Source organism: Bradyrhizobium sp. U531, assembly GCF_051710265.1.
GTDB lineage: Bacteria > Pseudomonadota > Alphaproteobacteria > Rhizobiales > Xanthobacteraceae > Bradyrhizobium.
Genome location: NZ_JASVEN010000001.1, coordinates 268,725 through 294,400 on the forward strand (window position 1 = coordinate 268,725; position 25,676 = coordinate 294,400).

27 protein-coding genes are annotated in these 25,676 nt (G+C 64.8%); 11 read left to right on the forward strand and 16 right to left on the reverse strand.

All coding sequences use genetic code 11. From position 1 onward, the window contains the following. Nucleotides 1–38: 38 nt before the first annotated feature. Together QRQ56_RS01255 and QRQ56_RS01260 are read right to left on the reverse strand one after the other, a co-directional pair. Nucleotides 39–1,004, reverse strand: a complete 966-nt coding sequence (locus tag QRQ56_RS01255) for a DMT family transporter (RefSeq protein WP_438737024.1) — start codon at nt 1,002–1,004, stop codon at nt 39–41. A gap of 77 nt (nt 1,005–1,081) precedes the next feature. Further along, nucleotides 1,082–1,561, reverse strand: a complete 480-nt coding sequence (locus tag QRQ56_RS01260; RefSeq protein ID WP_438737025.1) for a PaaI family thioesterase — start codon at nt 1,559–1,561, stop codon at nt 1,082–1,084. 185 nt (nt 1,562–1,746) lie between these two features. On the opposite strand from QRQ56_RS01260, the gene purL reads away from it, so the two are divergent. Next, on the forward strand, nt 1,747–3,957 hold the full coding sequence (purL, locus tag QRQ56_RS01265) for a phosphoribosylformylglycinamidine synthase subunit PurL (protein ID WP_438740041.1): 2,211 nt from the start codon (nt 1,747–1,749) through the stop codon (nt 3,955–3,957). Nucleotides 3,958–4,076: 119 nt separating this feature from the next. Here purL and QRQ56_RS01270 read toward each other — a convergent pair whose 3' ends face one another. Next, nucleotides 4,077–5,264 (reverse strand): acyltransferase family protein, encoded by a 1,188-nt coding sequence (locus tag QRQ56_RS01270; RefSeq protein ID WP_438737026.1) that lies wholly within the window; start codon nt 5,262–5,264, stop codon nt 4,077–4,079. A gap of 171 nt (nt 5,265–5,435) precedes the next feature. Here QRQ56_RS01270 and QRQ56_RS01275 point away from each other — a divergent pair, with 171 nt between their 5' ends. Beyond that, on the forward strand, nt 5,436–5,609 hold the full coding sequence (locus QRQ56_RS01275) for a DUF1328 domain-containing protein (RefSeq protein WP_211388242.1): 174 nt from the start codon (nt 5,436–5,438) through the stop codon (nt 5,607–5,609). 132 nt (nt 5,610–5,741) lie between these two features. On the opposite strand, the gene QRQ56_RS01280 is transcribed toward QRQ56_RS01275, so the two are convergent. Continuing rightward, nucleotides 5,742–6,101, reverse strand: coding sequence for a DUF427 domain-containing protein (locus QRQ56_RS01280; protein WP_438737027.1), 360 nt, complete (start codon nt 6,099–6,101; stop codon nt 5,742–5,744). Nucleotides 6,102–6,295: 194 nt separating this feature from the next. On the opposite strand from QRQ56_RS01280, the gene QRQ56_RS01285 reads away from it, so the two are divergent. Both QRQ56_RS01285 and QRQ56_RS01290 read left to right on the forward strand, forming a co-directional pair. After that, nucleotides 6,296–6,532, forward strand: a complete 237-nt coding sequence (locus QRQ56_RS01285; RefSeq protein WP_011088461.1) for a BolA family protein — start codon at nt 6,296–6,298, stop codon at nt 6,530–6,532. Between the two features lie 42 nt (nt 6,533–6,574). Beyond that, on the forward strand, nt 6,575–7,768 hold the full coding sequence (locus QRQ56_RS01290; protein ID WP_438740043.1) for a low temperature requirement protein A: 1,194 nt from the start codon (nt 6,575–6,577) through the stop codon (nt 7,766–7,768). 190 nt (nt 7,769–7,958) lie between these two features. Here QRQ56_RS01290 and egtD read toward each other — a convergent pair whose 3' ends face one another. Together egtD and egtB are read right to left on the reverse strand one after the other, a co-directional pair. Next, entirely contained in the window at nt 7,959–8,930 is a 972-nt protein-coding gene (gene egtD / locus QRQ56_RS01295) for an L-histidine N(alpha)-methyltransferase (protein WP_438737028.1), read from the reverse strand. 50 nt (nt 8,931–8,980) lie between these two features. Continuing rightward, nucleotides 8,981–10,276, reverse strand: coding sequence for an ergothioneine biosynthesis protein EgtB (egtB, locus tag QRQ56_RS01300; protein ID WP_438737029.1), 1,296 nt, complete (start codon nt 10,274–10,276; stop codon nt 8,981–8,983). 240 nt (nt 10,277–10,516) lie between these two features. On the opposite strand from egtB, the gene grxD reads away from it, so the two are divergent. Genes grxD through QRQ56_RS01320 form a run of 4 tightly spaced genes read left to right on the forward strand, consistent with a single transcriptional unit; the run spans nt 10,517 to nt 13,996 of the window. Next, nucleotides 10,517–10,843 carry a Grx4 family monothiol glutaredoxin gene (grxD, locus tag QRQ56_RS01305; RefSeq protein WP_018316580.1) on the forward strand — a complete coding sequence of 109 codons (327 nt, stop codon included), beginning with the start codon at nt 10,517–10,519 and terminating at the stop codon, nt 10,841–10,843. A gap of 4 nt (nt 10,844–10,847) precedes the next feature. Beyond that, nucleotides 10,848–11,399, forward strand: coding sequence for an O-acetyl-ADP-ribose deacetylase (locus tag QRQ56_RS01310; protein ID WP_438737031.1), 552 nt, complete (start codon nt 10,848–10,850; stop codon nt 11,397–11,399). A gap of 46 nt (nt 11,400–11,445) precedes the next feature. After that, a complete protein-coding gene (locus QRQ56_RS01315) occupies nt 11,446–12,732 on the forward strand; it encodes a serine hydrolase domain-containing protein (protein WP_438737032.1) in 1,287 nt (428 codons plus the stop codon). Between the two features lies 1 nt (nt 12,733). Beyond that, nucleotides 12,734–13,996, forward strand: coding sequence for a serine hydrolase domain-containing protein (locus QRQ56_RS01320; RefSeq protein WP_438737034.1), 1,263 nt, complete (start codon nt 12,734–12,736; stop codon nt 13,994–13,996). A gap of 105 nt (nt 13,997–14,101) precedes the next feature. On the opposite strand, the gene QRQ56_RS01325 is transcribed toward QRQ56_RS01320, so the two are convergent. The 8 genes from QRQ56_RS01325 to murI all read right to left on the reverse strand — a co-directional run bounded on the left by QRQ56_RS01325 (nt 14,102) and on the right by murI (nt 19,702). Continuing rightward, nucleotides 14,102–15,169: a threonine aldolase family protein gene (locus QRQ56_RS01325; RefSeq protein WP_438737036.1), complete on the reverse strand. Its 1,068-nt coding sequence runs from the start codon at nt 15,167–15,169 to the stop codon at nt 14,102–14,104. A 36-nt stretch (nt 15,170–15,205) separates the two neighbouring features. Next, complete coding sequence (locus QRQ56_RS01330) at nt 15,206–15,490, reverse strand: type II toxin-antitoxin system RelE/ParE family toxin (protein ID WP_438737038.1); 285 nt, start codon at nt 15,488–15,490, stop codon at nt 15,206–15,208. Next, entirely contained in the window at nt 15,487–15,714 is a 228-nt protein-coding gene (locus tag QRQ56_RS01335; protein WP_438737040.1) for a hypothetical protein, read from the reverse strand. The genes QRQ56_RS01330 and QRQ56_RS01335 overlap by 4 nt, the downstream gene beginning before the upstream one ends. 115 nt (nt 15,715–15,829) lie before the next feature. Next, nucleotides 15,830–16,447, reverse strand: a complete 618-nt coding sequence (gene rpsD, locus QRQ56_RS01340; RefSeq protein WP_438737042.1) for a 30S ribosomal protein S4 — start codon at nt 16,445–16,447, stop codon at nt 15,830–15,832. Between the two features lie 200 nt (nt 16,448–16,647). After that, on the reverse strand, nt 16,648–17,415 hold the full coding sequence (locus QRQ56_RS01345) for an acyltransferase (protein WP_438737043.1): 768 nt from the start codon (nt 17,413–17,415) through the stop codon (nt 16,648–16,650). A 105-nt stretch (nt 17,416–17,520) separates the two neighbouring features. Further along, nucleotides 17,521–17,904 (reverse strand): cupin domain-containing protein, encoded by a 384-nt coding sequence (locus QRQ56_RS01350; RefSeq protein WP_438737045.1) that lies wholly within the window; start codon nt 17,902–17,904, stop codon nt 17,521–17,523. Between the two features lie 70 nt (nt 17,905–17,974). Beyond that, complete coding sequence (locus tag QRQ56_RS01355) at nt 17,975–18,748, reverse strand: HpcH/HpaI aldolase family protein (protein ID WP_438737046.1); 774 nt, start codon at nt 18,746–18,748, stop codon at nt 17,975–17,977. A 162-nt stretch (nt 18,749–18,910) separates the two neighbouring features. Beyond that, nucleotides 18,911–19,702 (reverse strand): glutamate racemase, encoded by a 792-nt coding sequence (gene murI, locus QRQ56_RS01360; protein WP_438737048.1) that lies wholly within the window; start codon nt 19,700–19,702, stop codon nt 18,911–18,913. Between the two features lie 176 nt (nt 19,703–19,878). Here murI and QRQ56_RS01365 point away from each other — a divergent pair, with 176 nt between their 5' ends. After that, nucleotides 19,879–20,430, forward strand: a complete 552-nt coding sequence (locus QRQ56_RS01365) for a cytochrome b (protein WP_438737049.1) — start codon at nt 19,879–19,881, stop codon at nt 20,428–20,430. 222 nt (nt 20,431–20,652) lie between these two features. Next, nucleotides 20,653–21,294 (forward strand): glutathione S-transferase family protein, encoded by a 642-nt coding sequence (locus QRQ56_RS01370; protein ID WP_438737050.1) that lies wholly within the window; start codon nt 20,653–20,655, stop codon nt 21,292–21,294. 7 nt (nt 21,295–21,301) lie between these two features. Here the strand turns inward: QRQ56_RS01370 and QRQ56_RS01375 are convergent, their stop codons facing one another. Both QRQ56_RS01375 and QRQ56_RS01380 read right to left on the reverse strand, forming a co-directional pair. Then, entirely contained in the window at nt 21,302–22,108 is an 807-nt protein-coding gene (locus QRQ56_RS01375; RefSeq protein ID WP_438737052.1) for a Crp/Fnr family transcriptional regulator, read from the reverse strand. 258 nt (nt 22,109–22,366) lie between these two features. Continuing rightward, complete coding sequence (locus tag QRQ56_RS01380) at nt 22,367–23,449, reverse strand: SecDF P1 head subdomain-containing protein (protein WP_438737054.1); 1,083 nt, start codon at nt 23,447–23,449, stop codon at nt 22,367–22,369. Between the two features lie 248 nt (nt 23,450–23,697). Here QRQ56_RS01380 and QRQ56_RS01385 point away from each other — a divergent pair, with 248 nt between their 5' ends. After that, nucleotides 23,698–25,605, forward strand: a complete 1,908-nt coding sequence (locus QRQ56_RS01385; protein ID WP_438737056.1) for an acyl-CoA synthetase — start codon at nt 23,698–23,700, stop codon at nt 25,603–25,605. The last annotated feature ends 71 nt before the right edge of the window (nt 25,606–25,676 follow it).

Genomic DNA, 25,676 nt, shown 5'->3' on the forward strand with positions numbered 1-25,676 from the left:
ACTGGGCTTGCATCGAGGCAAGGAAAACTCATCGCATCTCAGCGCCGCTTCAGTCGCTCCGCCGGCACCGTCATCGCGGCGACGCCCGCCATCACCAGCAATAGCCCGAGCGCCAGGTTCGACGGCACGCTCTCGCCGAGCAGCAGCACGGAGAGGCCGACGCCGATCGGGATGCGCAGATAGCCTTGCGCGTTCGTGGTCAGCGTACCGAGGCGGCCGAGGCACACATAGAACAGCATCAGGCCGAGCGCGCTCGAAACGATGCCCATGACGACGGTGGCGACGATGGCCGTCGGAGTGGGGTGCAGCGTCCAGGGCTGGTCGATGATCAGCGAGGGCGGCAGCAGGATGAAGCCGCCGAACAGCAGCGAGCCGGCCGCCACCACCATCGGATCGTATTCGGAGAGGCGGAGACCGAAGATGGTCGCGCAGGCAAAGGAGATGGTGGCGAGCAGGATCGCGATCTCCGCCACGATCTCGCTGCCAAAACCGCGCAGCGCATCTAAGCCGACGATGAGGATCGTGCCGGCAAGGCCCAGAATCGCACCGGCGAGCTTGAGCAGCGTGGCCGGCTCGTGCCGGGTGATCAGCGAGGTGATCAGGAAGGCGAAGATCGGCGTGGTCGAGGCCAGCACCACCGTGTTCGACGCCGGCACATAGAGCTGCGACCAGGTGATGATCAGGAACGGGAAGGTCGAGTTGATCAGCTGCTGGGTCGCGAACAGCTTCCAGGCTCTTGCGTCGGTCGGGACCCGGATGCCACGCATCCACAGGATCGCGAACAGGAAGGCGGCCGCGATCAGCGAGCGGGCCGAGATGAAGGTGATCGGCGGGATGGTGGGAAGCGCCAGCTTCGCCAGCGGATAGGTCGAGCTCCAGCAGCAGGCGAGCGCGAGCAGCAATGCGTAGTCGCGCCAGCTGCGGGCACCGGTGGCGGCCATGGACGGCAACGGCTTCGATGCGGCCGCCGTCGCGCGACCCGCCTCCGATGTGCTCTTCGGCACCTTGTTCTTGCTCCCCGGCGCGAAAAGCGCTTGTGGGCAAGTCTGGGCGAGGGCGCGCGAAAAGGGAAGGCGCCGAGCTATGCGTTTGGCTGAGGGAGCGCCTTCCGCTTCATCCGCTTGATCGTGCCGGAAAAGGTCAGCAGCACCCGCGTCCCGGACATCATCTTGCCGCGCAAGAAGATCAGCGAGCCGCCGGCGCGGGTGACCTCGCCGATGCATTCGATCAGTTCGCCCTCGCGTGCAGCGTCGAGGAATTCGCAGGCGAAATTGGTGGTTACCGCCCGGCTGTCCAGGACATGGGTGGCGATCGCGAACAGGGAGTAGTCGGCGAAGGCCATGTAGCAGCCGCCATGGACGTTCCCGGAGCCGTTGAGGTGCTTCTTCTCGACCCGGAAGGCGCTGCGGACGCCGCCGTCCGCCTCGATCCGGTGCCAGAAGGGGCCGACATGGGCTTCAAAACTGTCGCGAATCCAGGTCCGCCAGCCCACAAATTCGCCCTCGGTGGCGACATGGAGGTCGGGGCGGCGGGGCGGGGGCGCTTTGGTCAATTCGTGCAAGGAAATGGGCCTTCAATTGCGGGTCTTTAGCCCTTAAATCCGATCTATCCGCGCCGTGCAATTCCTGTTCCCGCCGCCCCCGCCTGCAAAACGTGGGACAGCGGGAAAATGGGCCATAAAGGGCTTTTCGCGAGCCCCGGATGTTCCTAAGAACGGCCAAACCGCCGCCGAAAGCCCCTGAAGCCATGAAGAACGAACCCAAGATCACCCCCGAACTGGTTGCCGCCCACGGGCTCAAGCCCGACGAATATGAGCGCATCCTGAAGCTGATCGGGCGCGAGCCGACCTTCACCGAGCTCGGCATCTTCTCGGCGATGTGGAACGAGCACTGCTCGTACAAATCCTCGCGCATCCATCTGAAGGGCCTGCCGACCAAGGCGCCCTGGGTGATCCAGGGCCCGGGCGAGAATGCCGGCGTGATCGACATCGGCGACGGCCAGGCCGTGGTCTTCAAGATGGAGAGCCACAACCACCCGAGCTACATCGAGCCCTACCAGGGCGCGACCACCGGCGTCGGCGGCATCCTGCGCGACGTCTTCACCATGGGCGCGCGCCCGATCGCCTGCCTCAATGCGCTGAGCTTCGGTGCGCCAGAGCATGCCAAGACGCGGCACCTCGTCTCCGGCGTCGTCGCCGGTGTCGGCGGCTACGGCAATTCCTTCGGCGTGCCGACGGTCGGCGGCCAGGTGCGCTTCCATACCCGTTATGACGGCAACATCCTCGTCAACGCGATGGCGGTCGGCCTCGCCGATACCGACAAGATCTTCTACGCGGCGGCCTCCGGCGTGAACATGCCGATCGTCTATTTGGGCTCAAAGACCGGCCGCGACGGCATCCACGGCGCCTCGATGGCGTCGGCCGAGTTCGACGACAAGTCGGAGGAGAAGCGCCCGACCGTGCAGGTCGGCGATCCCTTCGCCGAAAAGCTGCTGCTGGAAGCCTGTCTCGAGATCATGGAGAAGGGCTGCGTCATCGCGATCCAGGACATGGGTGCGGCGGGCCTGACCTGCTCGGCCGTGGAAATGGGCGCCAAGGGCGACCTCGGCGTCGACCTCGATCTGGACGCAGTGCCGACCCGCGAGACCGGCATGAGCGCCTACGAGATGATGCTCTCGGAGAGCCAGGAGCGCATGCTCATGGTGCTCAAGCCCGAGAAGGAAAAGGAAGCCGAGGCGATCTTCAAGAAGTGGGGCCTCGACTTCGCGGTGGTCGGCTACACCACGCCGAGCAAGCGTTTCGTGGTCAAGCATGGCGGCGACGTCATGGCCGATCTGCCGATCAAGGAACTCGGTGACGAGGCGCCGCTCTACGACCGCCCGCATGTGCCCTCGGCGGCGCTGCCGGTCGTGCACGCCCGCGACGTGCCGGCGCCGATGGCGCTCGGAGCCGCGCTGGAGAAGCTGATCGGCACGCCCGACATGTGCAGCAAGCGCTGGGTCTGGGAGCAGTACGATCACGTCATCCTTGGCAACACCATGCAGCGTCCCGGCGGCGATGCCGCGGTGGTGCGCATCGAGGACGGGCCGAAGGGGCTGGCGCTGACCGTCGACGTCACGCCGCGCTATTGCGAGGCCGATCCGTTCGAGGGCGGCAAGCAGGCCGTCGCCGAAGCCTGGCGCAACATCACCGCGGTCGGCGGCAAGCCGCTGGCGATTACCGACAATCTCAATTTCGGCAACCCTGAGCGGCCCGAGATCATGGGCCAGTTCGTCGGCTGCCTGAAAGGTATTTCGGAAGCCTGCCGCACGCTCGACTTCCCGGTCGTCTCCGGCAACGTCTCGCTCTACAACGAGACCAACGGCCGCGCGATCCTCCCGACACCGTCGATCGGCGGCGTCGGCCTGCTCGACGATTTCACCAAGTCGGCGTCGCTGGCCTTCAAGGCCGAGGGCGAAGCGATCCTGCTGGTCGGTGAGACCCATGGCTGGCTCGGCCAGTCCGTTTACCTGCGCGACATCTGCGGTCGCGAGGAGGGCGCGCCGCCGCCGGTCGATCTCGCCGCCGAGAAGCGCAACGGCGATTGCGTGCGCGGCATGATCCATGCGGGCACCGCGACCGCCGTCCACGACCTCTCCGACGGCGGCCTCCTGATCGCGCTGGCGGAGATGGCGATGGCTGGCGGCATCGGCGCCAAGCTGCTGGCCGCGCCGACGGCGCTGGTCTCACAGGCCTATTGGTTCGGCGAGGACCAGGCGCGCTATCTCGTCACCGTGCCGGAGACCGAAGCCGGCCGCGTGCTCGCCAAGATGCGCGGCTGCGAGGTGCCCTGCGTGCGCATCGGTACCACCGGCGGCGATGCCGTCGCGATCGCGGGCGAAGCGCCGGTCACGATCGATGCCCTGCGCAAATCGTTCGAGCGCTGGCTCCCGGAATATATGGGCGGCAAGGCGGCGTAAGGGGGCGCCACATACGCCGTCATTGCGAGCGCAGCGAAGCAATCCAGACTACCTCCGCGGAGGTAGTCTGGATTGCTTCGTCGCAAGGGCTCCTCGCAATGACGTGGAGAGAGTTCACCTCACAACACGTGCGACGCGCCCGGGATCTTCCGTAACGCCGCCGTCAAGCCCCAGCTCAAGATCACCGTGAGCACGAAGCCGATCGCCGCCTTCGCGATCGCCGGCAGGCTGTAGTCGAACAGCACGTACTGAATCCAGAGCGCGATCGGATAGTGCACCAGGAAGATGCCGTAGGCATCCGCCTGCATGCGATCGAGCAGGGTCGGCCCCGGCGCTTTCGAATGCAGGAAGAAGGCGAGGATCGCGAGCAGGATCGAGGCCGAGAACAGCACCAGGAACGTGCCGTAGAACACATGATACCAGTGCGGCAGCGGATCGGGATTCCCGAGGATTTCGCGCTTGATGTAGATCATGCACCACATCAGGCAGTACGGAACGAGCGTGATGAACACCCATGACCAGCGGCTCTTGGGGAGCTGGCCGTCGGCGCCGAGAATGCCGCGATCGAAATTCGCCGAACCGACGCTGGCGCCGATGAAGAAGTAGCTGAAGTAGAGCAGGATGCGGCTCGCCTGCACTGAGAACGGCCCGAACTCGAACCATTTGTTGGCGCCGAAATAGACCAGCGCCGGCACGTAGACGAGCACGCTGATTCCGGCGAGCAGCAGCCAGAACATTGCGGGCTGCTGAAATCCGCGCAGCGAGACGCGGTTGCCGGGATCGACCAGATGCGCGGAGACCCGGTAGAGCAGGCTCGCGGTGAGGTCGAACGCCAGCAGCACCCAGACGAACCAGATCGGGCCGCTCGGCCACGGTCCCACCGTCACCGTCTTCCACCAGAACGCAGCGAAGGTCACGTCCGGATCCTGCCGCAGCGCGATGGCGAAATAGGCGAGCGGGATGACGGTGAAAGCCGCGATGGTGAAGGGCAACCCGAGCCGCAGCAGGCGGTCGCGCAGGAAGACCGACGGCGCCTTGCGCGCGATGCCCGGCCAGGTGAACAGGCCCGACAGGAAGAAGAACATCGCCATGAAGAAGCTGTCGGTGGCCAGCACGATCATGTCGAAGCCGGCAAACGACGTCGGATCGGTGTGACCGAAATGGGTGTAGGGGATCACTGCGTGATGCAGCAGCACCACGAACGTCAGGAAGGTGCGGGCGCGATCGAGCGACAGATTGCGCGCCTTGCTCTTGGGCGCGGCATGCGCTTCCGCGCCGATCGTCGCTGAATGTGACATCGTGGTCATGGCCGCCCCGCGCTCCTGCTCCCGGCGGGACTGTGCCGCTGGGAACCAGATTCAGCAAGGGTCGTTTCGACCCCGGCAACGCGAGGAACCAGTTCCGCGCAGCAAAGTTAGCATCCGCGAAAAGGGCGTAGAGAGCCGCTGGGCAAGCGGCGCTGACTTGCGGAGCTGGCGATGACTATTCTGAAATGGGCGCTGATCTTCCTGTTGATCTCGATCGTGGCCGGCGTGCTCGGCTTCACCGGCCTCTCGGCTGCGTCCGCCGATGTCGCCCGTTTCCTGTTCTACGTCTTCGTGGTGATCTTCCTGGTGCTGCTGATATTGGGGCTGACCATCTTCAGGGCGTAGCGGCTGCGTCAAGCACACTCAGCCGTCATGCCCGGGTGTCCCGGGCATCCACGAACTTTCTGATCATAGGCCGCCAACAACGTGAATGGCCGGGACGAGGCCCGGCCATGACGGAAAGACCTGTGCTGGTCTCTACCCCACTTCCTCGATCTTCACCTTGTCCGGATAGAAGGCGAGATGGCCCGAAATTTCCGTCATCGCGGGGAAAGGCGTCTCATAGGTCCAGATTGCGTTGTCGAGCGTCTTGCCGTCGGCCTTGACGCTGTAATAGCTGGCGTCGCCCTTGTAGGGGCAGTGGGTGGTGCGCTCGGTGCGCTCCAGCAGGGCCATGTTGGTGTCCTCCCGCGGCACATATTGCACCGCCGGATATCTGGCCTCCTTCAGCGTCAGCGCCCTCGTGGTGTCGGCGATGACGATGTTGCCCGCGGTGACGCGGACGCGCCGGGGATTTTGGGTGATGGTGATGGGGTGGTCCGGCCCTGGAAGCTTCATGATTTCACGCCTTTTCGATCGATCTGCCGCGCGCGGCACTTTGTCGTGCCTTTATCCCGATGGGATCAGGGATATAGTGCCTGAGTGCGTGACGTAGAAGGCCATTCACGCTAAGTTTGGCCCTGGCCGGCGAGGGGACCCCGGCGCGTGATTCGACGATATGGCGACAAGCCGAGACAAGGAGCTAGACCCGAATGCCCATGGACGCCCACGATATCGAGGCGATGATCAAGGCGGCGATCCCCGATGCCGAGGTGACCATCCGTGACCTCGCCGGTGACGGCGATCACTATGCCGCGACCGTGATATCGGAATCCTTCCGCGGCAAGTCCCGCGTCCAGCAGCACCAGATCGTCTATCAGTCCCTGCGCGGCCAGATGGGCGGCGTCCTGCATGCGCTTGCGCTGCAGACCGGCGTACCCGGTACTTGACGAAGCTGCATCCGACCTGACCAGCGCAACGGGGGCACGATGATGGCTGCGGACAATCCGCGCGGCGCGATGTTTCGTGTCATCACGCCTGATCAGCACAGCCGCGTCACCAATGTCGAGTTGTTCTTCGACCTCGTCTTCGTCTTCGCGGTCACGCAAGTCTCGCACACGCTGCTGCACCATTTTACGCCGCTCGGGGCCGTGCATGTCACGATGCTGTTCCTCGCGGTGTGGTGGGTGTGGGTCTACACCGCCTGGGTCACCAACTGGCTCAATCCCGAGCTGACGCCGGTCCGCATCCTTCTGTTTACGATGATGCTGGGCGGCCTCGTGCTGTCGACGACGATCCCGACCGCCTTCGAGGGACGGGGCCTGTGGTTCGCGATCGCCTACGCGACCATGCAGGTCGGCCGCACGGCGTTCTGGCTGTTCGCAACGCCGCGGCACCGGACGGCCGTCCGGCACAATGCAATCCGCATCCTGGTCTGGCTCTGCATCTCCGCGGTGTTCTGGATCCTCGGCGGCCTCGCCCATGACGAGGCCCGTCTGTGGTTCTGGATCGTCGCCTTGACGATCGAATACATCTCGCCTGCGGTGCGCTTCTGGGTTCCCCGGCTCGGCTTCTCCTCGGTCGAGGCCTGGGCGGTCGAGGGCGGACACATGGCCGAGCGTTGCTCCCTCTTCGTCATCATTGCGCTCGGCGAAGCCGTCGTCGTCAATGGTGCGACCTTTGCCGAGCTGGAATGGACCTCGGCCAACATCCTGGCCTTCGTCTCGGCGCTGGTCGGCGCCATCGCGATGTGGTGGGTTTATTTCCACAGAGGTGCCGAGGCGGGCGCCGAGTGGATCTCGAAGTCCACCGAATCCGGCCGGCTGGCCCGGCTCGCCTACACCTATCTGCACCTGCCGATCGTCGCCGGCATCATCCTGACCGCGGTGTCGGACGAGCTGGTGCTCAAGCATCCATCCGGCCATTCCGACATCCGCACCATCATCAGCACGATCGGCGGCCCGCTGGTTTTCCTGGTCGGCACCATCCTGTTCAAGCACTCGGTCCGCGGCTTCCTGCAACTCTCCCACGGCATCGGCATCGTCCTGCTGCTGGCGCTGTGGTGGTTCGCCGCCGATCTCTCACCGCTCTGGCTGTCGGCCGCGACGAGCGCGATCATGGTCGTGGTCGCGGTGTGGGAGTCGGTGTCGCTGGGGCCGAAACCGGAAGAGGCGGAGGCGCCTTGAACTGGAGAGGCACGAGCAAGCGCCTCGTCCTTCGAGACGACCGCTGCGCGGTCTCCTCAGGATGAGGCTAATCAGCTCAGGTGCTTGTTGAAGCTGCCGCCACGCACTCCGCCCTCATCCTGAGGAGCCCGCCGAAGGCGGGCGTCTCGAAGGATGTGCCGCGGAAAAGGCCCTAACAACGCCGGAGCGCTTACTCCGCCACTTCCAGCGCATGCACCGAGAACATCCCGGCCGCGTCCGTCCAGCTCTCGCGCACGCGCCAGCCGGCGCCCTGCGCCAGCGCGGCGAAGCGTTCGATGCTGTATTTGTAGCTGTTCTCGGTGTGGATGCTCTCGCCGGTCCGGAACGAGAAGGTCGTACCCAGCAGGCGCACCGTCTGGTTCTTCTTGCTGAACAGATGCATCTCGATCCGGTGCCGCTCGCGGTTATAGATCGCGCGATGGGTGAAGGCAGACAGGTCGAAATTGCCGCCGAGCTCGCGGTTGATGCGCACGAGCACATTGAGGTTGAAGCGCGCGGTGACGCCGGCGGCGTCGTTATAGGCGTCGAACAGCACGCGCTCGTCCTTTTCGAGGTCGGCGCCGATGATCATCTGCGCACCCTTGCCGAGGATCCGGCGCGCACTCTTCAGGAACGCCTGCGCCTCGTGCGGCTCGAAATTGCCGATGGTCGAGCCGGGGAAGAAGCCGACCTTGGGCAGGGATGCGACCGCCTTGGGCAGCTCGAACGGCGCGGTGAAATCGGCGGCGACCGGGTAGATGCCGAGCGAGGGGAAATCCCGCTTCAGGCCGTTGGCCTGAGCCTTCAGGAAATCGCCGGAGATATCGACGGGCACATAGGCTGCGAATTTGCAGTGATCGAGCAACAGGCGGACCTTCGTGGTCGCGCCGGCGCCGAACTCGACCAGAGCCGCATGCTCCGGAATGAGCTTTGCGATCTCGCTGCCGCGCTCCTTCAGGATCGCAAGCTCGGTGCGCGTCGGGTAGTATTCCGGCAACTTCGTGATCGCCTCGAACAGCTCCGATCCCGTCGCGTCATAGAAATATTTCGGCGACAGCTTTTTCGGCTGCTGCGAGAGGTCCTCGATCGCCTCGCGGGCGAAAGCGGTGGTCTGCTCGTCGGGAAGATGGGCTTCGGCCAAAGCGCTGGCGTGCACATTCATGATACTCTCCTGAACGCGCTGTCCGGCGCGCATTGTCGTCGGATGAAGGTCTACTCGTAGTCGGCGAGCCGCAGTCCCGTGAACTGCCAGCGGTGGTGCGGGTAGAAGAAGTTACGATAGGTGATACGGCTGTGGCCTTCCGGAGTTGCAAGCGAGGAGCCGCGCAGCACCAATTGGTTGACCATGAACTTGCCGTTGTACTCGCCGAGCGCACCCTCGATGGCGCGGTAGCCCGGGTAGGGCGAATAGGAGCTGCGGGTCCACTGCCAGACGATGCCAAAGGCGTCGTTGAGCTGATGGGACCGTGCGGCGACCTCCCATTCCATCTCGGTCGGCAGGTGCTTTCCGGCCCAGCGCGCATAGGCGTCGGCCTCGTAATAGCTGATGTGGCAGACCGGTGCGTCGAGATCGACCGGCCTGAGGCCGGCGAGCGTCATCACCTGCCACCCGCCATCGGCCTCGCGCCAATGGCCGGGAGCCTGCCAGTCTTCCTTGCTGGCTGCGGCAAAGCCGTCCATCAGCCATAGCGTTGCGGTCCGGTAGCCGCCGTCACGCATGAAGGCGAGCCATTCGCCGTTGGTGACGAGATTGCGTGCGATCTTCACCGGGCCGACCAAAGCGCGATGGGCCGGCTTCTCGTTGTCGAAATGGAAGCTGTCGTCGACATGGCCGACGGTGTGGATGCCTTCGTTCAGCGTCAGCCAGTCGTCGCCGGTGCGCGTCGCGGAGGGAAAGCGCCAGTCGGCATCGTAGGCCGGATAGACCGGGTTCTGCGCAAAGGCGTGCAGGATGTCGGTGAACATCAACTCCTGATGCTGCTGCTCATGGTTGAGCCCGACCTCGACCAGCGGCGCGATCTCGCGCAGCTTGTCGGCAGTGGCCTCGCGGAAGAATTTGACGACGGCCGCATCGACATATTTCCGGTAGGCCCCGACCTGATCGGCGCTGGGGCGGGTGATGTCGCCGCGATGATTGCGGGCATGACGCGGGCCGGCGCTGACGTAATAGGAATTAAACAGGAATGCGAAATCGGGGTGGAAGGGCCGATAGCCGGTGGTGTGCTCGCCAAGCAGAAATTGCTCCCAGAACCAGGTGGTGTGGGCCCGGTGCCATTTCGTCGGGCTCGCATCCGGCATCGACTGGATCTGCTGGTCCTCCGGCGAGAGCGGCGCGGACCGGCGTTCAGTCTCGTGGCGGACGGCGATAAAGCTGTCTTCCAGCCTCCGGGCAAGGCTGCCCTGACTGGACGGTGACGAAAGCGGGGCGGCGGCCGTGGCGGAGGCTTGTTTCGTCACGTTTTTCTCCAGACAGGACAAGAGAACGTTGTTGGCGTTGCCCGGTTCCAAAACCAGGGTTCGTCCTAGATAGGGGCTCCGTTACGGTATGAAAGTCCTCTCCGGCGATGATATTGATGTCATCAGCCTATGGACCTACCTGGGGTCAGAGCCGCCGCCAGGGGGGCCGTCGCCGCCATTTTACTTTGGATGCACAACGGTTTGGGCTACATATATGGGCAGGTATCGGGTTAGATCGGCTGAGCCGGCCCGAGATGATTGGTGAGGGCTCCGCCCCGGAAGGACATCGAAATGAGCATTGAGGAATTCATCGCCAACGAAGTGAAGTCGAACGACGTGGTCCTGTTCATGAAGGGCACGCCGCAGTTTCCGCAGTGCGGCTTCTCCGGCCAGGTCGTCCAGATCCTCGACCATATCGGCGTCGGTTATAAGGGCCTCAACGTCCTCGAATCCGCCGAGCTGCGCAACGGCATCAAGACCTTCTCCAACTGGCCGACCATCCCGCAGCTCTATGTGAAGGGCGAATTCGTCGGCGGTTGCGACATCGTCCGCGAGATGTTCCAGGCCGGCGAACTGCAGCAGCTCTTCACCGAGAAGGGCGTCGTCGTCGCGGCCTGATGACGTGACCGTGCTGACGCGCCGGATTGGCGGCGCCGAGCTTGAGGTCATCGTTGCCGACATCACCACCTTGAACGTTGACGCCATCGTCAACGCGGCCAACACGTCGCTCCTTGGCGGGGGCGGCGTGGACGGTGCGATCCATCGGGCCGCCGGGCCCGATCTGGTCGCCGAATGCCGCATGCTCCACGGCTGCAAAACGGGCGACGCCAAAATCACCGGGGGTTATCGGCTCAAGGCCGCCCATGTGATCCACACCGTCGGACCGGTGTGGAACGGCGGCACGCTGGGGGAGGACGATCTGCTCGCCTCCTGCTATCGCCGCGCGATGGAGCTGGGCGGGAAGCACAATCTGACCTCGGTGGCATTCCCGGCGATTTCGACCGGCATTTTCCGCTTCCCCGCCGATCGGGCGGCCGACATCGCCGTGCGTACAACGATCGAAGGGCTCTCTGCCGCGCCGTCCGTCGCCCGTGTCGTGTTCTGCTGTTTCGCCGAGCCCAGCGCCAGGCTGCATGCCGAGGCGATCGAGCGACATAGCGGCTCTTGTGCCTGATCACGTCCCCGGTACACTCCGCCGGACCATGTTCCGGGGAGGGGATATGATTTCGAAGTCTGGACTGCGTGCGCTCGTTTGCGGTGCGCTTCTGTCGGCTGGTGCGATCTCGCTCGCGCGCGCCGAGGGCACTTACGAGATTCCCGCCGGCGCTCATTTCAATCAGGACAAGCTCGCCAAGGTGAGCGAGTTCTTCAAGAACGAGGTCGCGACCGGCAAGATCGCCGGCGCAACCGTCCTGATCCGGCAGCACGGCAAACCGGTCTACCACGAAGCCTTCGGCGTGCAGGACGTGGTCAGCAAGGCGCCGATCACGGACAAGACCATCTTCCGCCTGTTCTCGATGAGCAAGGCGATCACCTCGGTAGTCGCGGTGCGGCTGATCGAGGACGGCAAGATCAAGCTCGATGATCCCGTCTCGAAATACATCCCGTCCTTCGCCAACGTGAAGGTCGGCGTCGAGAAGAAGGCCGAGGACGGCACCAAGTCGCTCGAGCTGGTGCCGCCGAACCGTCCGATGACGGTGCACGACCTCATGACGCACACCTCGGGCATCACCTATGGCTTCTATGGCGACAGCCTGGTGCGCAAGGCCTATCGCGAGGCCAATATCTACGCCGGCGATTTCGACCTTGCCGAGTTCGCCGAGCGTATCGCGAAACTGCCGCTGCACAACCAGCCGGGCGCGCTCTGGCAATACGGCCATTCCACCGACGTCCTGGCGCGCGTGATGGAGATCGCGGCCGGCAAGCCGCTGATCGACATCATGCGCGAGAAGCTGCTCGATCCGCTCGGCATGGTCGATACCGGCTTCTTCGTCACCGCCCCCGAGAAGCAGAAATTGCTGGCACAGCCGGTGCCGAACGATGCCGATTTCCGGGTCGGCCGCATCAACGATCCGACGGTGGTCAAGAAGATCCAGTTCGCCAGCGGCGGCATGGTGACGACCATGGCCGATTACGAGCGCTTCGCGCAGATGCTGCTCAATGGCGGCAGCCTCGACGGCAAGACCATACTCAAGCCCGAGACGTTCAAGCTGATGACGACCGACAAGATCGGGCCGGGCTCGGGCGTCGATCGGGACTATTTCTATTTTCCCGGCGACGGTTTTGGCTTTGGTCTCGGCCTTGCCGTCCGCACCGATCCCGGCAACGCGAAGCCGCCGCCGCCCGGCGATCTCGGTGAGCTGAAATGGGATGGCGCCTCCGGCTGCTATTTCGTGATCGATCCCAAGCAGGACATGTTCTTCGTCCTGCTCGAGCAGACCCCGACCGAGCGCCAGCGCGTGCAGCGGACGCTGAAGCAACTGGTCTATGAAGCCATGGAGAAGTGACATGAACGGGCGCCGCGCGCTCATCGTGGCGCTCGTTCTTCTGGCCGGCGTGGTCGGTGCAAAAGCCGGCTCCGAAACGCGCGCGGCGCGTTCGCTCTCGGCCGAAGGGCTGGCCAAGGTTTCCGATTACATCAGGAACGAGGTTGCGACCGGGAAGATCCCCGGTGCCGTCCTGCTGCTGCAGCAGCACGGCAAGCCGGTCTATTACGAGAATTTCGGCGTTCGCGACGTCGCGACCAAGACGCCGATGAGCGCGGACACGATCTTCCGCCTCTATTCGATGTCGAAGCCGATCACATCGGTCATGGCGATGATGCTGGTCGAGGAGGGCAGGCTCTCGCTCGACGATCCCGTCGCAAAATACATTCCCGCCTTTGCCGCGATGAAGGTCGGCATCGAGAGGAGAGGCGCCGGCGACAAGGTCGCGCTGACGCAGGAGCCGCTCGAACGTCCCGTCACGATCAAGGACCTGCTGCGCCATACGGCGGGGCTGCCTTATGGCGGCTTTGGCGGCAGCGGCGTGCGCGAGCTCTATGCCGCGGCCGATCTCTTCAACAGCGATCTGTCCAATGCCGACTTCGTCGCGAAGCTCACGACGCTGCCGCTCGCCGAGCAGCCGGGTACGCTCTGGGATTACGGCTTTGCCACCGACGTGCTCGGCCGCGTGGTCGAGGTGGTCTCGGGAAAGACGCTGTTCCAGTTCGAGAAGGAAAGGCTGCTCGATCCGCTCGGCATGGCCGAGACAGCCTTTTTCGTCGCCGATCCCGCCAAGTTTCCGCGCATCGCCGAGCCGATGCCGGAGGACCGCAACATCAGCGCGTCGACGCAGGTACGTGACATCAGACGCCCGGCCCGATGGGAATCGGGTGGCGCCGGCATGGTCGGCACGGCAGGTGACTACGCCCGTTTCGCCCAAATGCTGCTGAATGGCGGCACGTATGAGGGGCGCCGCTATCTCAAGCCCGAGACCGTTGCGCTGATGGCGTCGGATCACGTTGGGCCCGAGACCAACATCGCGCGCGACCAGAACTATTATCCCGGAGCCAGCTCCGGCTTCGGCCTCGGCTTCGCGGTGCGCACCCAGGTGCCGCCGGGCACGTCATGGCCAACAGGCGAATATCGCTGGGACGGCGTCGGCGGCACCTTCTTCTTCATCGATCCCGAAGATGATCTGTTCGGGGTCTTCATGGTGCAAACGCCCTCGCAGCGCGGCCGGATTCAATTGGCGCTGAAGACGCTGATCTATCAGGCGATGGGACGGTAGAGCGTTTCCCCGCTGTCGTAGCCCGGATGAGCGAAGCGACATCCGGGATCGGTGGGAGTGAAGTCCCGGGTGTCGCTTCGCTCACCCGGGCTACGGGATCGGGTGTTACGCCCCTCGCACGATCTCGCGCACGTATCCGATCGTCTCCTCGATCTGGCTCGCATTGACGTCGAGATGGGTGCAGGCGCGGATGCGGCCGTCCATCATGGCGAGCGTGACGCCGCGCTGGCGCAGCGCCGCCACCATCTTGTCGCCGGCAATGCCGGCGCCATCTGGCTTGAAGAACACGAGATTGGTCTCGGGCTCCTGCACCTCGATGCCGGCGATCTGCGACAGTCCGCGGGCGAGCGCGCGCGCATTGGCGTGATCGTCGGCGAGGCGTTCGACATGATGGTCGAGCGCGTAGATGCAAGCGGCCGCGCAGATTCCGGCCTGCCGCATCGAGCCGCCGAGGCGCTGCTTCCACTGCCAGACCGCATCGATGAAGGCGCGCGAGCCCGCCAGCACGCCGCCGATCGGGGCGCCCAGGCCTTTGGAGAAATCGATCCAGGCCGAATCCCAGCCGGCGGTCATGTCGCGCGGGGAGATGCCGCTCGCCACCGTGGCATTGAGTAAGCGGGCGCCGTCCATGTGCGTAACGAGGCCGTGTTGTTTGGCGATCGCGACGATCTCGTCGAGTGCCGCCTTCTTCCAGATCGTGCCGCCGCCGATATTGGCGGTCTGCTCGACGCTGACGACCGTCTGCGCTGCCTGGTAGCGCGTGCGCGGATGCAGCGCCTTGCGGAACGTCTCCGGCGTGAACTGGCCGTCGGGTCCCTTGAGTTGCGTCACCTGGAAACCGCCGATCGCGGCATGCGCGCCGCCTTCGCGGGCGATGATATGCGCGGTCTCGTGCGCCAGGATCTCGTCGCCGGGGCGGCAATGCACCAGCGTCGCGGTGACGTTGCACATCGTGCCCGAGGGCATGTAGACCGCGGCTTCCTTGCCCATCAGATCGGCGACGCGCTCGCACAGCGCGTTCACGGTCGGATCGTCGCCGACCTGCTCGTCGCCGACCTCCGCCCGCGCCATCGCCTCGCGCATTCCAGCCGTCGGCTTGGTCTGCGTGTCCGAGAGCAGATTGATGCGCACCGGCGGCGCCTTGGGATCGATGGGGGGAGGGGTGTAGAGCATCAACTTGCTCCCTTGGGAAATGGCACTCACTCGCGTTCAGCGAGTTTTGGGTGGACGCCGGGCGGCGTGACGAAACCGCATAATAACGATTTCTGTCTCGGTCACACGATAATCGATCAGATAGGGATAAGGGTTGACCGGCAAGCGACGGACGTATGCACGAGTGGTCTGCCGCCCGGCATAAGGGTGATCCCCAAGCAGCGCGATGAGAGCGAGAATGCGGTCGCGCAAGTGGCTGGCTCCCAGGGGAGAGCGCGCCTCAATGTAGGTCAGAACTTGATCGATCTGGGCGAGCGCCCGCTTTGTGTAGCGGACCTTCACAGCCCGTGCTTGGCCCACATCGCACGGACCTCGTCAGAGCTGGCCAGCTCGCCGCGGGCAATTTCCGCCTCGGCCTCGGCGAGATCGGCCTCCTCGGCCGCCGTTAGCTGGATCGGTGGCTGATCGACCCCGGCAAGCTCAAGCAGGGCGCGCGCCAGCTCGTCCTGCTCTGAATCGGGCAAGCCGGAAACCTTGCTGAAGGCCTCTTCCAGAAGACGCGTCATGGTCAACTCCGCCTCATGCAAACATAGCACGGGTGGGCTGAGACATGGGAGTGCTTGCCTCAAACAAAAAGGCCCCGGAAAACCGGGGCCTTTGAATGTCGTTCTGCTGCGCCTATCAGCGCGAATAGAATTCGACCACCAGATGCGGCTCCATCTGCACCGGGAACGGCACGTCGGTGAGCGCGGGGATGCGGATGTACTTCGCGGTCATCTTGCCGTGGTCGACTTCAAGATAGTCGGGCGTGTCACGCTCGGGAAGCTGGCTGGCCTCGAGAACGTGGGCGAGCTGCTTGGAGGCTTCCTTGACCTCGATCACGTCGCCGACCTTGAGCTGGTAGCTCGAGATGTTGACCTTGCGGCCGTTCACCTTGATGTGGCCGTGGTTGATGAACTGGCGGGCGGCGAAGATCGTCGAGACGAACTTGGCGCGGTACACGACCGCGTCGAGACGACGCTCCAGCAGGCCAATCAGGTTCTCGCCGGTGTCACCCTTGAGGCGGCTGGCCTCGACATAGATGCCGTGGAACTGGCGCTCGGAAATGTTGGCGTAATAGCCCTTCAGCTTCTGCTTGGCGCGCAGCTGCACGCCGAAGTCGGAGAGCTTGCCCTTGCGGCGCTGGCCGTGCTGGCCGGGGCCGTACTCGCGGCGGTTCACGGGGCTCTTCGGGCGGCCCCAGATGTTCTGGCCCATACGGCGATCGATCTTGTACTTCGCCTCACTGCGCTTAGTCATCGCGTCCTCTTCGGTTGCATGGTTTGAGGAAACGCGCCCTCCTGTGTGACAGGCCGAAGCCCGGCACCGACAGGTCCGATCCCCAAAGCTTAAGGAACAGGACCACGGGTCGCGAAACGCTTCGCGGGCCGAAATCGGCCCGCGAGCAGGCGGCTTTTAGGGGAATTTGGGGTTCGCTGTCAATGCGAATGGCCCCGGAATCAGGTCCCAACGGCCCGGATCGGTTTCGCCCCGGCTGCGCGCAATTCGGCTGCGATTTCAGTGTTCAGGACCTGCTCAAGACGGGTCAGGACCCGGGCGATCGGGGCGGCGTCGGTAACCCGGTGGTCCCAGCGGATCACGACGTGAATGGTCTGGTCGCCTTCGACCACCCCATAGCTGACGATGTAGGGGCCGGGCGTGATCGGATGGAGCTCGCCGCCGCCATAGGCGGCCACCGAGCTGACCGCGAAGCTGCCGAACCAATTGCCCCGCTGCCGGCCGAAATTGAGGCCCACCGCCCAGGACAGGCGCCGCAATGGCAGGGGCAGGCGGGTTGCCCGCATGATCTTGCGGAACATCGGGACGTCGGCGATCGGCGCCGTCTTGCCGTGCCGGATCTCGGCGTCCACAGCGGCCAGCGGCAGGGTCTCGGGGGCCGCGATTCGCTGCGGCATCACGCATTCTTCGCCGTCCTCGACCCGGGCAATGGCCACCAGCGCCACGCTCTTGGGCAGCTCGTAGAGCATGGGGCGGGGCCATTTGGCGTAGACGGTGCGCAGGATCGGCTCGTCCCTGGCGACGAGGGCGAAGGCTTTGACGAACATCGCCGCCCAGCCGGCCGGGGCGCCCGCGCCGGCACGGGCCTCCAGCAGGGGGCGGATATGGAGCGAACGGGACAGCGAGACGAACGGCACGTCCATCGACGCGTGCATGAGGTCGCAAATCAGCCGGCGCGGCAGCGAAATGGTCTTTGGCGTCCCGCGCATCGCTCTTTCAGGTCCCGCAGATGAAAAAATGTGCAGCGAGCGGGTTCCCGCTCGCCGCGTGCTTTAGCACGAACCAACCCGCTTGGGGCCGGTCGGTTCGCCGCATCAGGGCGCCGGGGACGCCAGCGGCTTGGTCTTGTCCACGACGTAAACTCCGAGCACTTTCATGGCCTTATCGCCATGAGCCTTGGCGTCATGCACGGCGCCGGCCGGAATTTGGTAAGAATCGCCGGCCTTTAGGGTCTTTTCCGGCTGGCCGTCGATGAGCAGGTTCAGCTCTCCTTCGAGCACGTAACCAGTCTCGATTCCCGGATGAGTATGGCGCCCGGCCGCGCCACCGGCCGGGACCTCGGCGATGGCGGTGATGGTGTTGTAGCCATCGGGAAATTCGACCTTCTGGAGCGGGGTGCGCTTGATGCCGGGCTGCTGGGCGAAGGCGGCGACGGCGAGGCCGGTCAAGGTCAGAGCGAGCAAAGTCTTTTTGAGCATGGTTTTTCCTCCCTGGTACGGCGGGAGCCTAGCAGCGCCCCCGTTCCCGGCAAGGTGGCAACCGGGCTGCTCAGCGCCTTACGCCGTCGAATGCCGCCATGATGCCGCGCTGGAACAGCGACCAGTCGAAGCCGAGCGCGATGGCGCGGTAGCCGCGGTCGATCAGGGCGTTGGCCTGGTCGGCGGTGCGGGCGACGCCGCCGATCGGCACGCCGCTTCTGAGGATGCCGGCTTCAGCGCGCGCGACCAGCTCCAGCAATTCCGGATCCTCCATCTGGCCGCGTTTGTTGATGGATGTGGCGAGATCGCCGGGGCCGATCACCGCGACGTCGATGCCCGGCGTCGCCATGATCTCGTCGATGCGGTTGACCGCCTCGACATGCTCGATGGTGACCATGCAGATCATCTCGTCGTCGGCGCTGGCCATGTAGTCCGGCATCGACTGGCCCCAGCGGAACGGGGCGTGGAACGGACCCCAGAGCCGGTCGCCGCGCGGCGGATAGCGCACGCTGCGCACCGCCTTCTCCGCTTCCGCGCGGTTCGTGATCATCGGAAAGTTGATGCCGAAGGCGCCGATGTCCATCGGGGCCTTGGCAAGCCACGGCTCGTTGGCCGCGATCCGGACCAGCGGCGTGCACGGCGTGCCTGTCGTCGCCGCGATCATCGCATGCGCTTCAGTGAGCCCGATCGGTCCGTGTTCGAGATCGACGATGATCCAGTCGAGCGAGCGCGCCATGATCTGCACCATCTGCACGCTCGGGATGGTCGCAATTGCGCCAAAGGCGGGACGGCCCTCGCTCCACAATTGGCGGAGGCGATTGAGCGGCGTTGCGGGGACCGGCATGTGATGACCTTGCGCGAAATGACGACGCGCGAAGCCTAGAGCCTTTTCCGTTCCGATGAAATCGGAACGAGGCTCTGGTTTTTGTCTTGACGCGTTTTCTCAATGCGAAGCGGCATCCGCTTCACTCGAAAACGCGTCTGCAGCGCGCCGTGTCCGCGAAAGTCAGGCCAGCGCGCGGCCGCCGAAGAACGGCGTCAGCGTGGCGCTGAGGCCATGCGCGCGGTTCGACGTGAAGATCATCTCGGCGCCGGCCTGTGCGATGGCGCCCGTTTGCGCGCCGAGCAGGTCGGAGACACGGCGGGCGATCGCCGGCGCCGGGTCGATCCACTCCACCGGCCAGGGGGCGAGCTGCTTCAGCCTGTCGAGCAGCAGCGGATAATGCGTACAGGCGAGCACGACGGTGTCGGTCCGTGCGCCCGCTTCTTCGCCGACGAAGCAGGGCGCCAGCTCGGCGCGGATGGCCTCGTCACTGATTGGGTGGCCGCTCAGCTCGGCCTCAGCCAGGGAGGCAAGCTCGGGCGAGCCGACCAGCGTGACTTCACATCCCTGTGCGAAATCGCGGATCAGCGCCTTGGTGTATTCGCGCTTCACCGTGCCCTTGGTGCCGAGCACCGAGACGCGGCGGGTCTTCGATTGCGCGCAGGCGGGCTTGATCGCCGGCACGGTGCCGACGAAGGGCAGGGAATAAGCGGCGCGCAGGTGCGATAGGACCAGCGTAGAGGCCGTGTTGCAGGCGATGACGACGAGGTCCGGATCATGGGTGCCGATCAGCTCCCCCATCAGCGGCACGACACGGGCGATGATCTCGTCCTCGCTGTGATGGCCGTAGGGGAAGAAGGCGTCGTCAGCGACGTAGACGTAATGCGCGTCGGCGCGCGCCGCCACGACCTCGCGCAGCACCGAGAGCCCGCCAAGGCCGGAATCGAACACCAGGATCGTCGGAGAATGGGTCACGTCGATACCTTAAAAGCCCATGGTTACCATTCGGTTTTTGGGGCGGTTTTGCGGCGGCGGGAGGTTCGCCCCAGTTTGGAACGATTCAATTTCGTAATTGCCGGGTCTTCCCGCTATCAGCTGCCATGCTGCGGTGCGGACGGGGCAATATATCCGCAGAATTCCGGGGAGCCGACATGATCAGGAACACGAAAGCCGGCTGGGGCAGCGTTTCGCGGTGGCTGCACTGGGGCCTGGCGCTGGCCATTCTCGGCATGATCGGCTTCGGCTGGTGGATGAACCATTTCCCGGCGCGGCCCGACCGCTTCTTCTACCGCTCGATCCATGCCGATATCGGCTATCTGATCCTGCTGTTCACCCTGCTGCGCCTGGTCTGGCGCCTGGTGAACCCGACGCCGGCCATGCCGGCCGACACCGCGCGCTGGCAGAAGATCGTGGCCCATGTCAGCCACGGCGCGCTGTACCTCGCCGTCATCGTGGTCGTCATGCTCGGCTGGGCCCATTCCGGCGCGCACACGCCGGATTACTCCAGCTTCTTCGGCTTGTTTCACGTTCCGCAATTCACCTCGCCGGACAAGGCGGCGGCGAACGCCTACGAGGATCGCCACATCCTCTTTGCCTATGTGTTGCTGGCCCTGATCGGGGTTCACGTCGTCGCCGCCCTCTGGCACCACTTCATCCGCCGCGACCGCGTCGTGGCGCGGATGGTGACGGACGAGGCGGGGTAGGGGCGGTCTCGTGTCCCGGACGCGCTGCAGCGTGCAACGCTGCTGCGCAGAGCCGGGACCCAGCAGGCCGCGGCATTCGCTGCAGGATGGCCCCGGACGCAGCGCATCACGTCGTGCGGCGCAGCGTCCGGGGTACGAGACCAGAATTTCCGGCGCAGATATGTATCAATGACGGAGTATGATGCAGCGTCACGACTGATCCAACGCTCGCAGGGAGTCCGCATGCTCACCGTCCATCATCTTGGCAAGTCGCAGTCCGAACGCATCGTCTGGCTTTGCGAGGAGCTTGGCATTCCCTACGAGCTGAAGCGCTATGCCCGCGATCCCGTCACCATGCTGGCGCCGCCCGACTACAAGGCGCTGCACCCGATCGGGGCGGCGCCCGTGATCACGGACGGCGATCTGGTGCTGGCCGAATCCGGCGCCGTCGTCGACTACATCGTTGCAAGATACGGCAACGGCCGACTTGTGCTCGGCCCGACGGATCCCGCCTTTGCGCAGTTTCTGTATTGGCTCCATTTCGCCAACGGCACCTTGCAACCCGGCATGGGGCGGATGATGATTCTAGGCCGGCTTGAGCTCGCCAAGGACAACCCGACACTGCGCGCGATGAAGGGGCGCCTCGATCGCGCTTACGACCTTCTCGATGCGAGGCTTCACGATGCGGAATATCTGGCGGGGAGCGCCTTCACCACCGCTGACATCATGACGGTGTTCTCGCTCACCACGATGCGCTACTTCCAACCCTACGACATCCAGCGCTGCCCGAACGTGGTCAAATATCTGGGCCGGATCAGTGCGCGGCCGGCCTATCGCCGTGCGATGGAGAAGGGCGATCCGGGCATGGCGCTGCTGCTGACCTGAGCGGGGATCAGGCGATCTTGTTGGTGGTCGCCGCCTGCGCGCTCGCCAGCTGCTTCTGCAGCCGGTCGATGTTCTGCAGCAGGCGCTGGCTGGTCAGCACCAGGAAGTAATAGCCGAACTGCGGGTCCTGGAAGTAGATCTCGAGCAGCCGGTCATAGGTGATCGTCAGCACCTGGCCGTCCTCGATGCATTCGATCGTTCCGGTGCGGCGGTTGTCCGGCGTGAGGAAGCCGAGCTCGCCCATCAGCGCGCCAGGCCCGATCTCGACGGTGATCTCCTTGACCAGGAACTTGCCGGTGACGGTGAGCAGCATCTCCTTGGCGGGATCGCCGAGCTTGAACAGCGTGTCGCCGCGGCGATATTTGCGCTCGGTCATGAACGGCTTGAGCCATTCGATCGACATGTCGCCTTCGGCAGCATGGCGCGCCTTCTTGACCAGCTTGAGCATCTGCCGCAGGCGCAGCGCGTTGATGGGCAGCATCAGCAGATAGAGCAGGAACGTCGCGACGTTGGCGGAGAGCGCGCCGAAGATGGCGAAGAACGCGCAGCCGATCATGTTGGCGACGCGCAGCGGCACCATCGTCCGCATCAGGATGGTGGCGACGAAGAAGCCGGCTCCGACCGCTGCGAACATATTGGCGAGCGTGATGTTGTGGACGAAGATCTCCAGCAGCCGGTTGAAGATCGCATCCCAGGTGACGTCGTTGGGGTCGAGCCCCATCTGGACCAGGATCTTCGCGATCCTGAGGTTGTCCGTCGCCGCTTCGAGAATGCGGTCGAGGATCGAGGAAATGTCTGCGCTGCCGGACGGCATGGTACTAACCCCGCGTAAGGCCTTCAGTCCTGGTCGGTATTTGTATAGCCGAAATCGAATGACGACCGCTTGAATGACGCCTTCGGCCGTCATGCCGCAAGAGGCAAATTTTAGCCCGATCCAGCGTTTCGGCAATTGCCCGTTGGTTGTGCGTATGACCCGGACGCGCCCGTGATTCGGCGCTTCCGGCATGGGCTTTGGGGCTTGTAAACGGAGCTTGCACGCCCCGGCGAGCCCGGCTGCGGGCCGATGGCCGCCTTACGGCTTGGCGGTGGGCTGCAGGACCCGCTGTTCGACGAGGTCGAGATGGCCGGGGAGCGAGCCGGCGCGCAGCATCATGGCGACGCTGTTTGCTTCCTCCAGGGTGAAACTGCCGGAGATCTGGCCCGAGCCGCCGGTGATGGGTTCGCGGATCACGGGGGCGGATATCACCTTGTCGTCGAGCACGATGGCGAAGGGCCTTCCGACATTCTCTGCGGTGGCGTGGGCAAAGCGCCGCGTGCCGCGGCCGTTGAAGCGGAACGAGGCGATCGGCTCCTTCGTGCCGGCCCCGAAGCCCGGGCCCGCATAGCTGATGTCGTCGCCCTCGAGCGCGCTGTCCTTGGCAACGAGATAGGGCTTGTTGTCCTTGAAGCCGAGCAGGACCTCGGTGCCTTCGGGGGGCGTGCCGGATTGCGCCTGCTCGCCCGGCATCGAAAGGTCCACGAGGCGGAGGCTGACCCTGACCTTCCGGGCAAGGATTGCAGTCACCGGCGCCGGGTTCATTTCGCCGGGCATGAAGATCCGGATGCGGTCGGTGCCGTCGGGCTGGACGCTGGCGAGCTTGATGCCGGCGTCCTTGAGGCGCTGCTCGATCATGGCGATGCAATCTTCGACGAGATCGTGCAGCCGTGCGGCGGATGCAGCCTCGGTCGGCGCGAGCCTGACCTGTCCGTCGCCGCCATCGGTCACGGCAAGCGCAGCCGACGGCAATCCTTCCGCGGCGGATGCGAGCTTGCGCGCGAGCTGCTCGCGGCCCTTGGCGTCCGCGATCTTCAGTTCAACGCCGCCATCGCGAATCGCAAGTCCGGAGAAGGCGATCTTGCCTTCGCGCAGGGTCTTGTAGACGTCGTCGCGCAAATCCGTGACGACGCTCTCGCGCAGGCCGTCGGCATCGACCCGGTAGACGATGAGCGAGCCGCCGAGTTTTTCCATCTTGTCGCCGACGAAGGCCACGATCCTGGCGCGCATCTTGTCGAGCTGGCTGTCTCCGGCGAGCGAGGCCTGGGGCAGGGCCATCACGGCCGCCACGGCGAGCGTGAACATCAGCGCTCGATTGCGGTTTCGCCGGGGCCTCGTCATGATCACCTCGAGTCTTGCGGCAGGACGCTGGCAGGCGAATCCCATGCCTGTTCTTGGTGCCCGGACCGGGCGCGGAGGTTCAAAGTCCTCTCGGGCAAGTCCGATCGTCGCGGCCGCTGGGCCATGGACGAACGCTCAATCATCCATCATTCTGTTCCCGCCCGACCGGCCTTCGGTCGGGGCCTCGCCGAACCAAGATGTCGAAAAGACAAGCAGCGGGGCAATGAACAGAGGGAGGACGGAATTCCATGGCGGGCATCCACGCGCTCGATCGCTTTATCGGCAATGAACATCCGGAGCTGTTGACGGACGCGGAAGTCCGCGCATTCGAGCAGGTCCCTTATGCAGAGCGCGTTGCAGCCGAGAGCACCTATGACGCCATCACATTGGGTGCGGCGCTCAACCCCGACGGCGCGGCGATCCAGTTTCTGCAAAACGCCGATCCCGCCGACACGCCGCAGGTCGTCACCTACCGCGATTTCATCGCGCGCGTCACGCAGGCCGCCAATATGTTTCACGCGCTCGGCGCGGAGAAGGGCGACGTCATCAGCTTCATGCTGCCGCTGGTGCCCGATGCGTTCGTGACGTTGTTCGGCGCCGAGGCCGCCGGCATCGCCAATCCCGTCAACCCGCTGCTCGAGCCGCATCAGATCGCGGAGATCCTGGACGCCGCAAAGACCAAGATCCTGGTGGCGCTTGGGCCTTTGCCCGGCACCGACATCTGGCAGAAAGTCGAACAGATCCGCCCGCAACTCAAGCACCTCAAGGCGATCGTGCAGGTGTTCGGCGGCGGCGATCCGGACAAGGGCATCTTCGCCTTCAACGATCTGATCAAGCAGCAGCCGTCCGACCGGCTTGTCAGCGGGCGCAAGATTCTCGGCAGTGACGTTGCCGCCTACTTTCACACTGGCGGCACGACCGGCACGCCGAAGCTGGTACGGCACACCCATGCCAACCAGGTCTATCAGGCCTGGGGGCTCAATCTTCTGTTGAAGTCGAAGCCGGGCGCCAATCTGCTGTTCGGCATGCCGCTGTTTCACGTCGGAGGCTCGCTGACGCAGGTGCTTACGACGCTGGCGAGTGGGGGCTCGCTCGTCGTGCTGTCGCCGAGCGGCTGGCGCAATCCGAATGCGGTGAAGAACATCTGGAGATTGGTCGAGCGCTTCAAGCCGGAGGCGCTGTCGAGCGTGCCGACGGTGCTGGCCGCGACGCTCTCTGTGCCGCCGGGTGATGCCGACATCTCCAGCCTGAAATATGCCGCCGGCGGCGGCTCGGCGATTCCCGTCGCCGTCGGCTCGGCGATCCAGGAGAAGCTGAAGCTGGGCGTCGTCGAGGTCTATGGCATGACCGAGACCTCGAGCGTGCACACGCTCGCTTACCCGGACCGGCCGATCCGGCTCGGCTCGGTCGGCCTTCCCATGCCTTACGCGCGCGTGCGCATCGTCCACCTCGACGCCGACGGCCGCCTGATCCGCGACTGCAAGCCGGACGAAATCGGTGTCGTCATCATGGCCGGGCCCGGCGTGTTCGGCGGCTATCTCAACGACGAGCACAACAAGGCCGCCTTCGTCGACGGGGTCTGGGTCAATTCCGGCGATCTCGGCCGCCTCGATGCCGATGGCTATCTCTGGATCACCGGCCGCGCCAAGGACCTCGTGATCCGCGGCGGTCACAACATCGACCCGGCGCCGATCGAGGAGATCATGTTCCGCCATCCCGCGGTCGGCTTTGCCGCCGTGGTCGGCCAGCCCGACGCTTATGCGGGCGAATTGCCGGTGGGTTACGTGCAGCTGAAGCCGGGCGCGACCGTGGAGCCCGGCGAGCTTGAATCGTGGGTGCGCGAGCGTACGCCGGAGCGGGCCGCGGTGCCGGTGCAGGTCATCCCGATCGATCCGATGCCGGTGACGGGCGTCGGCAAGGTGTTCAAGCCGCAGCTGCGCTGGGACGCGGCCGAGCGCGTGTTCGCCAATGTGCTGGCACCGCTGGTCGAGCGCGGCATCGATTGCAAGGTGAAGGTCGGCGCCCATGGCAGTCACGGATCGATCGCCACCGTGACGCTCGCAGGCCTGCCGGCCGATCAGCGTGAGCTGGTCGCCGGTGAGGTGCACACATTGCTCGCGCCCTTCGTGATGCGGCACGAGGTGGTGCAGGCTTAGGCGAGGGCGGCGACGCGAGGCTTGCACGCCTCGCTGCAAGCGCGCATCATCCTTCCAAAAAGAATGGGAGG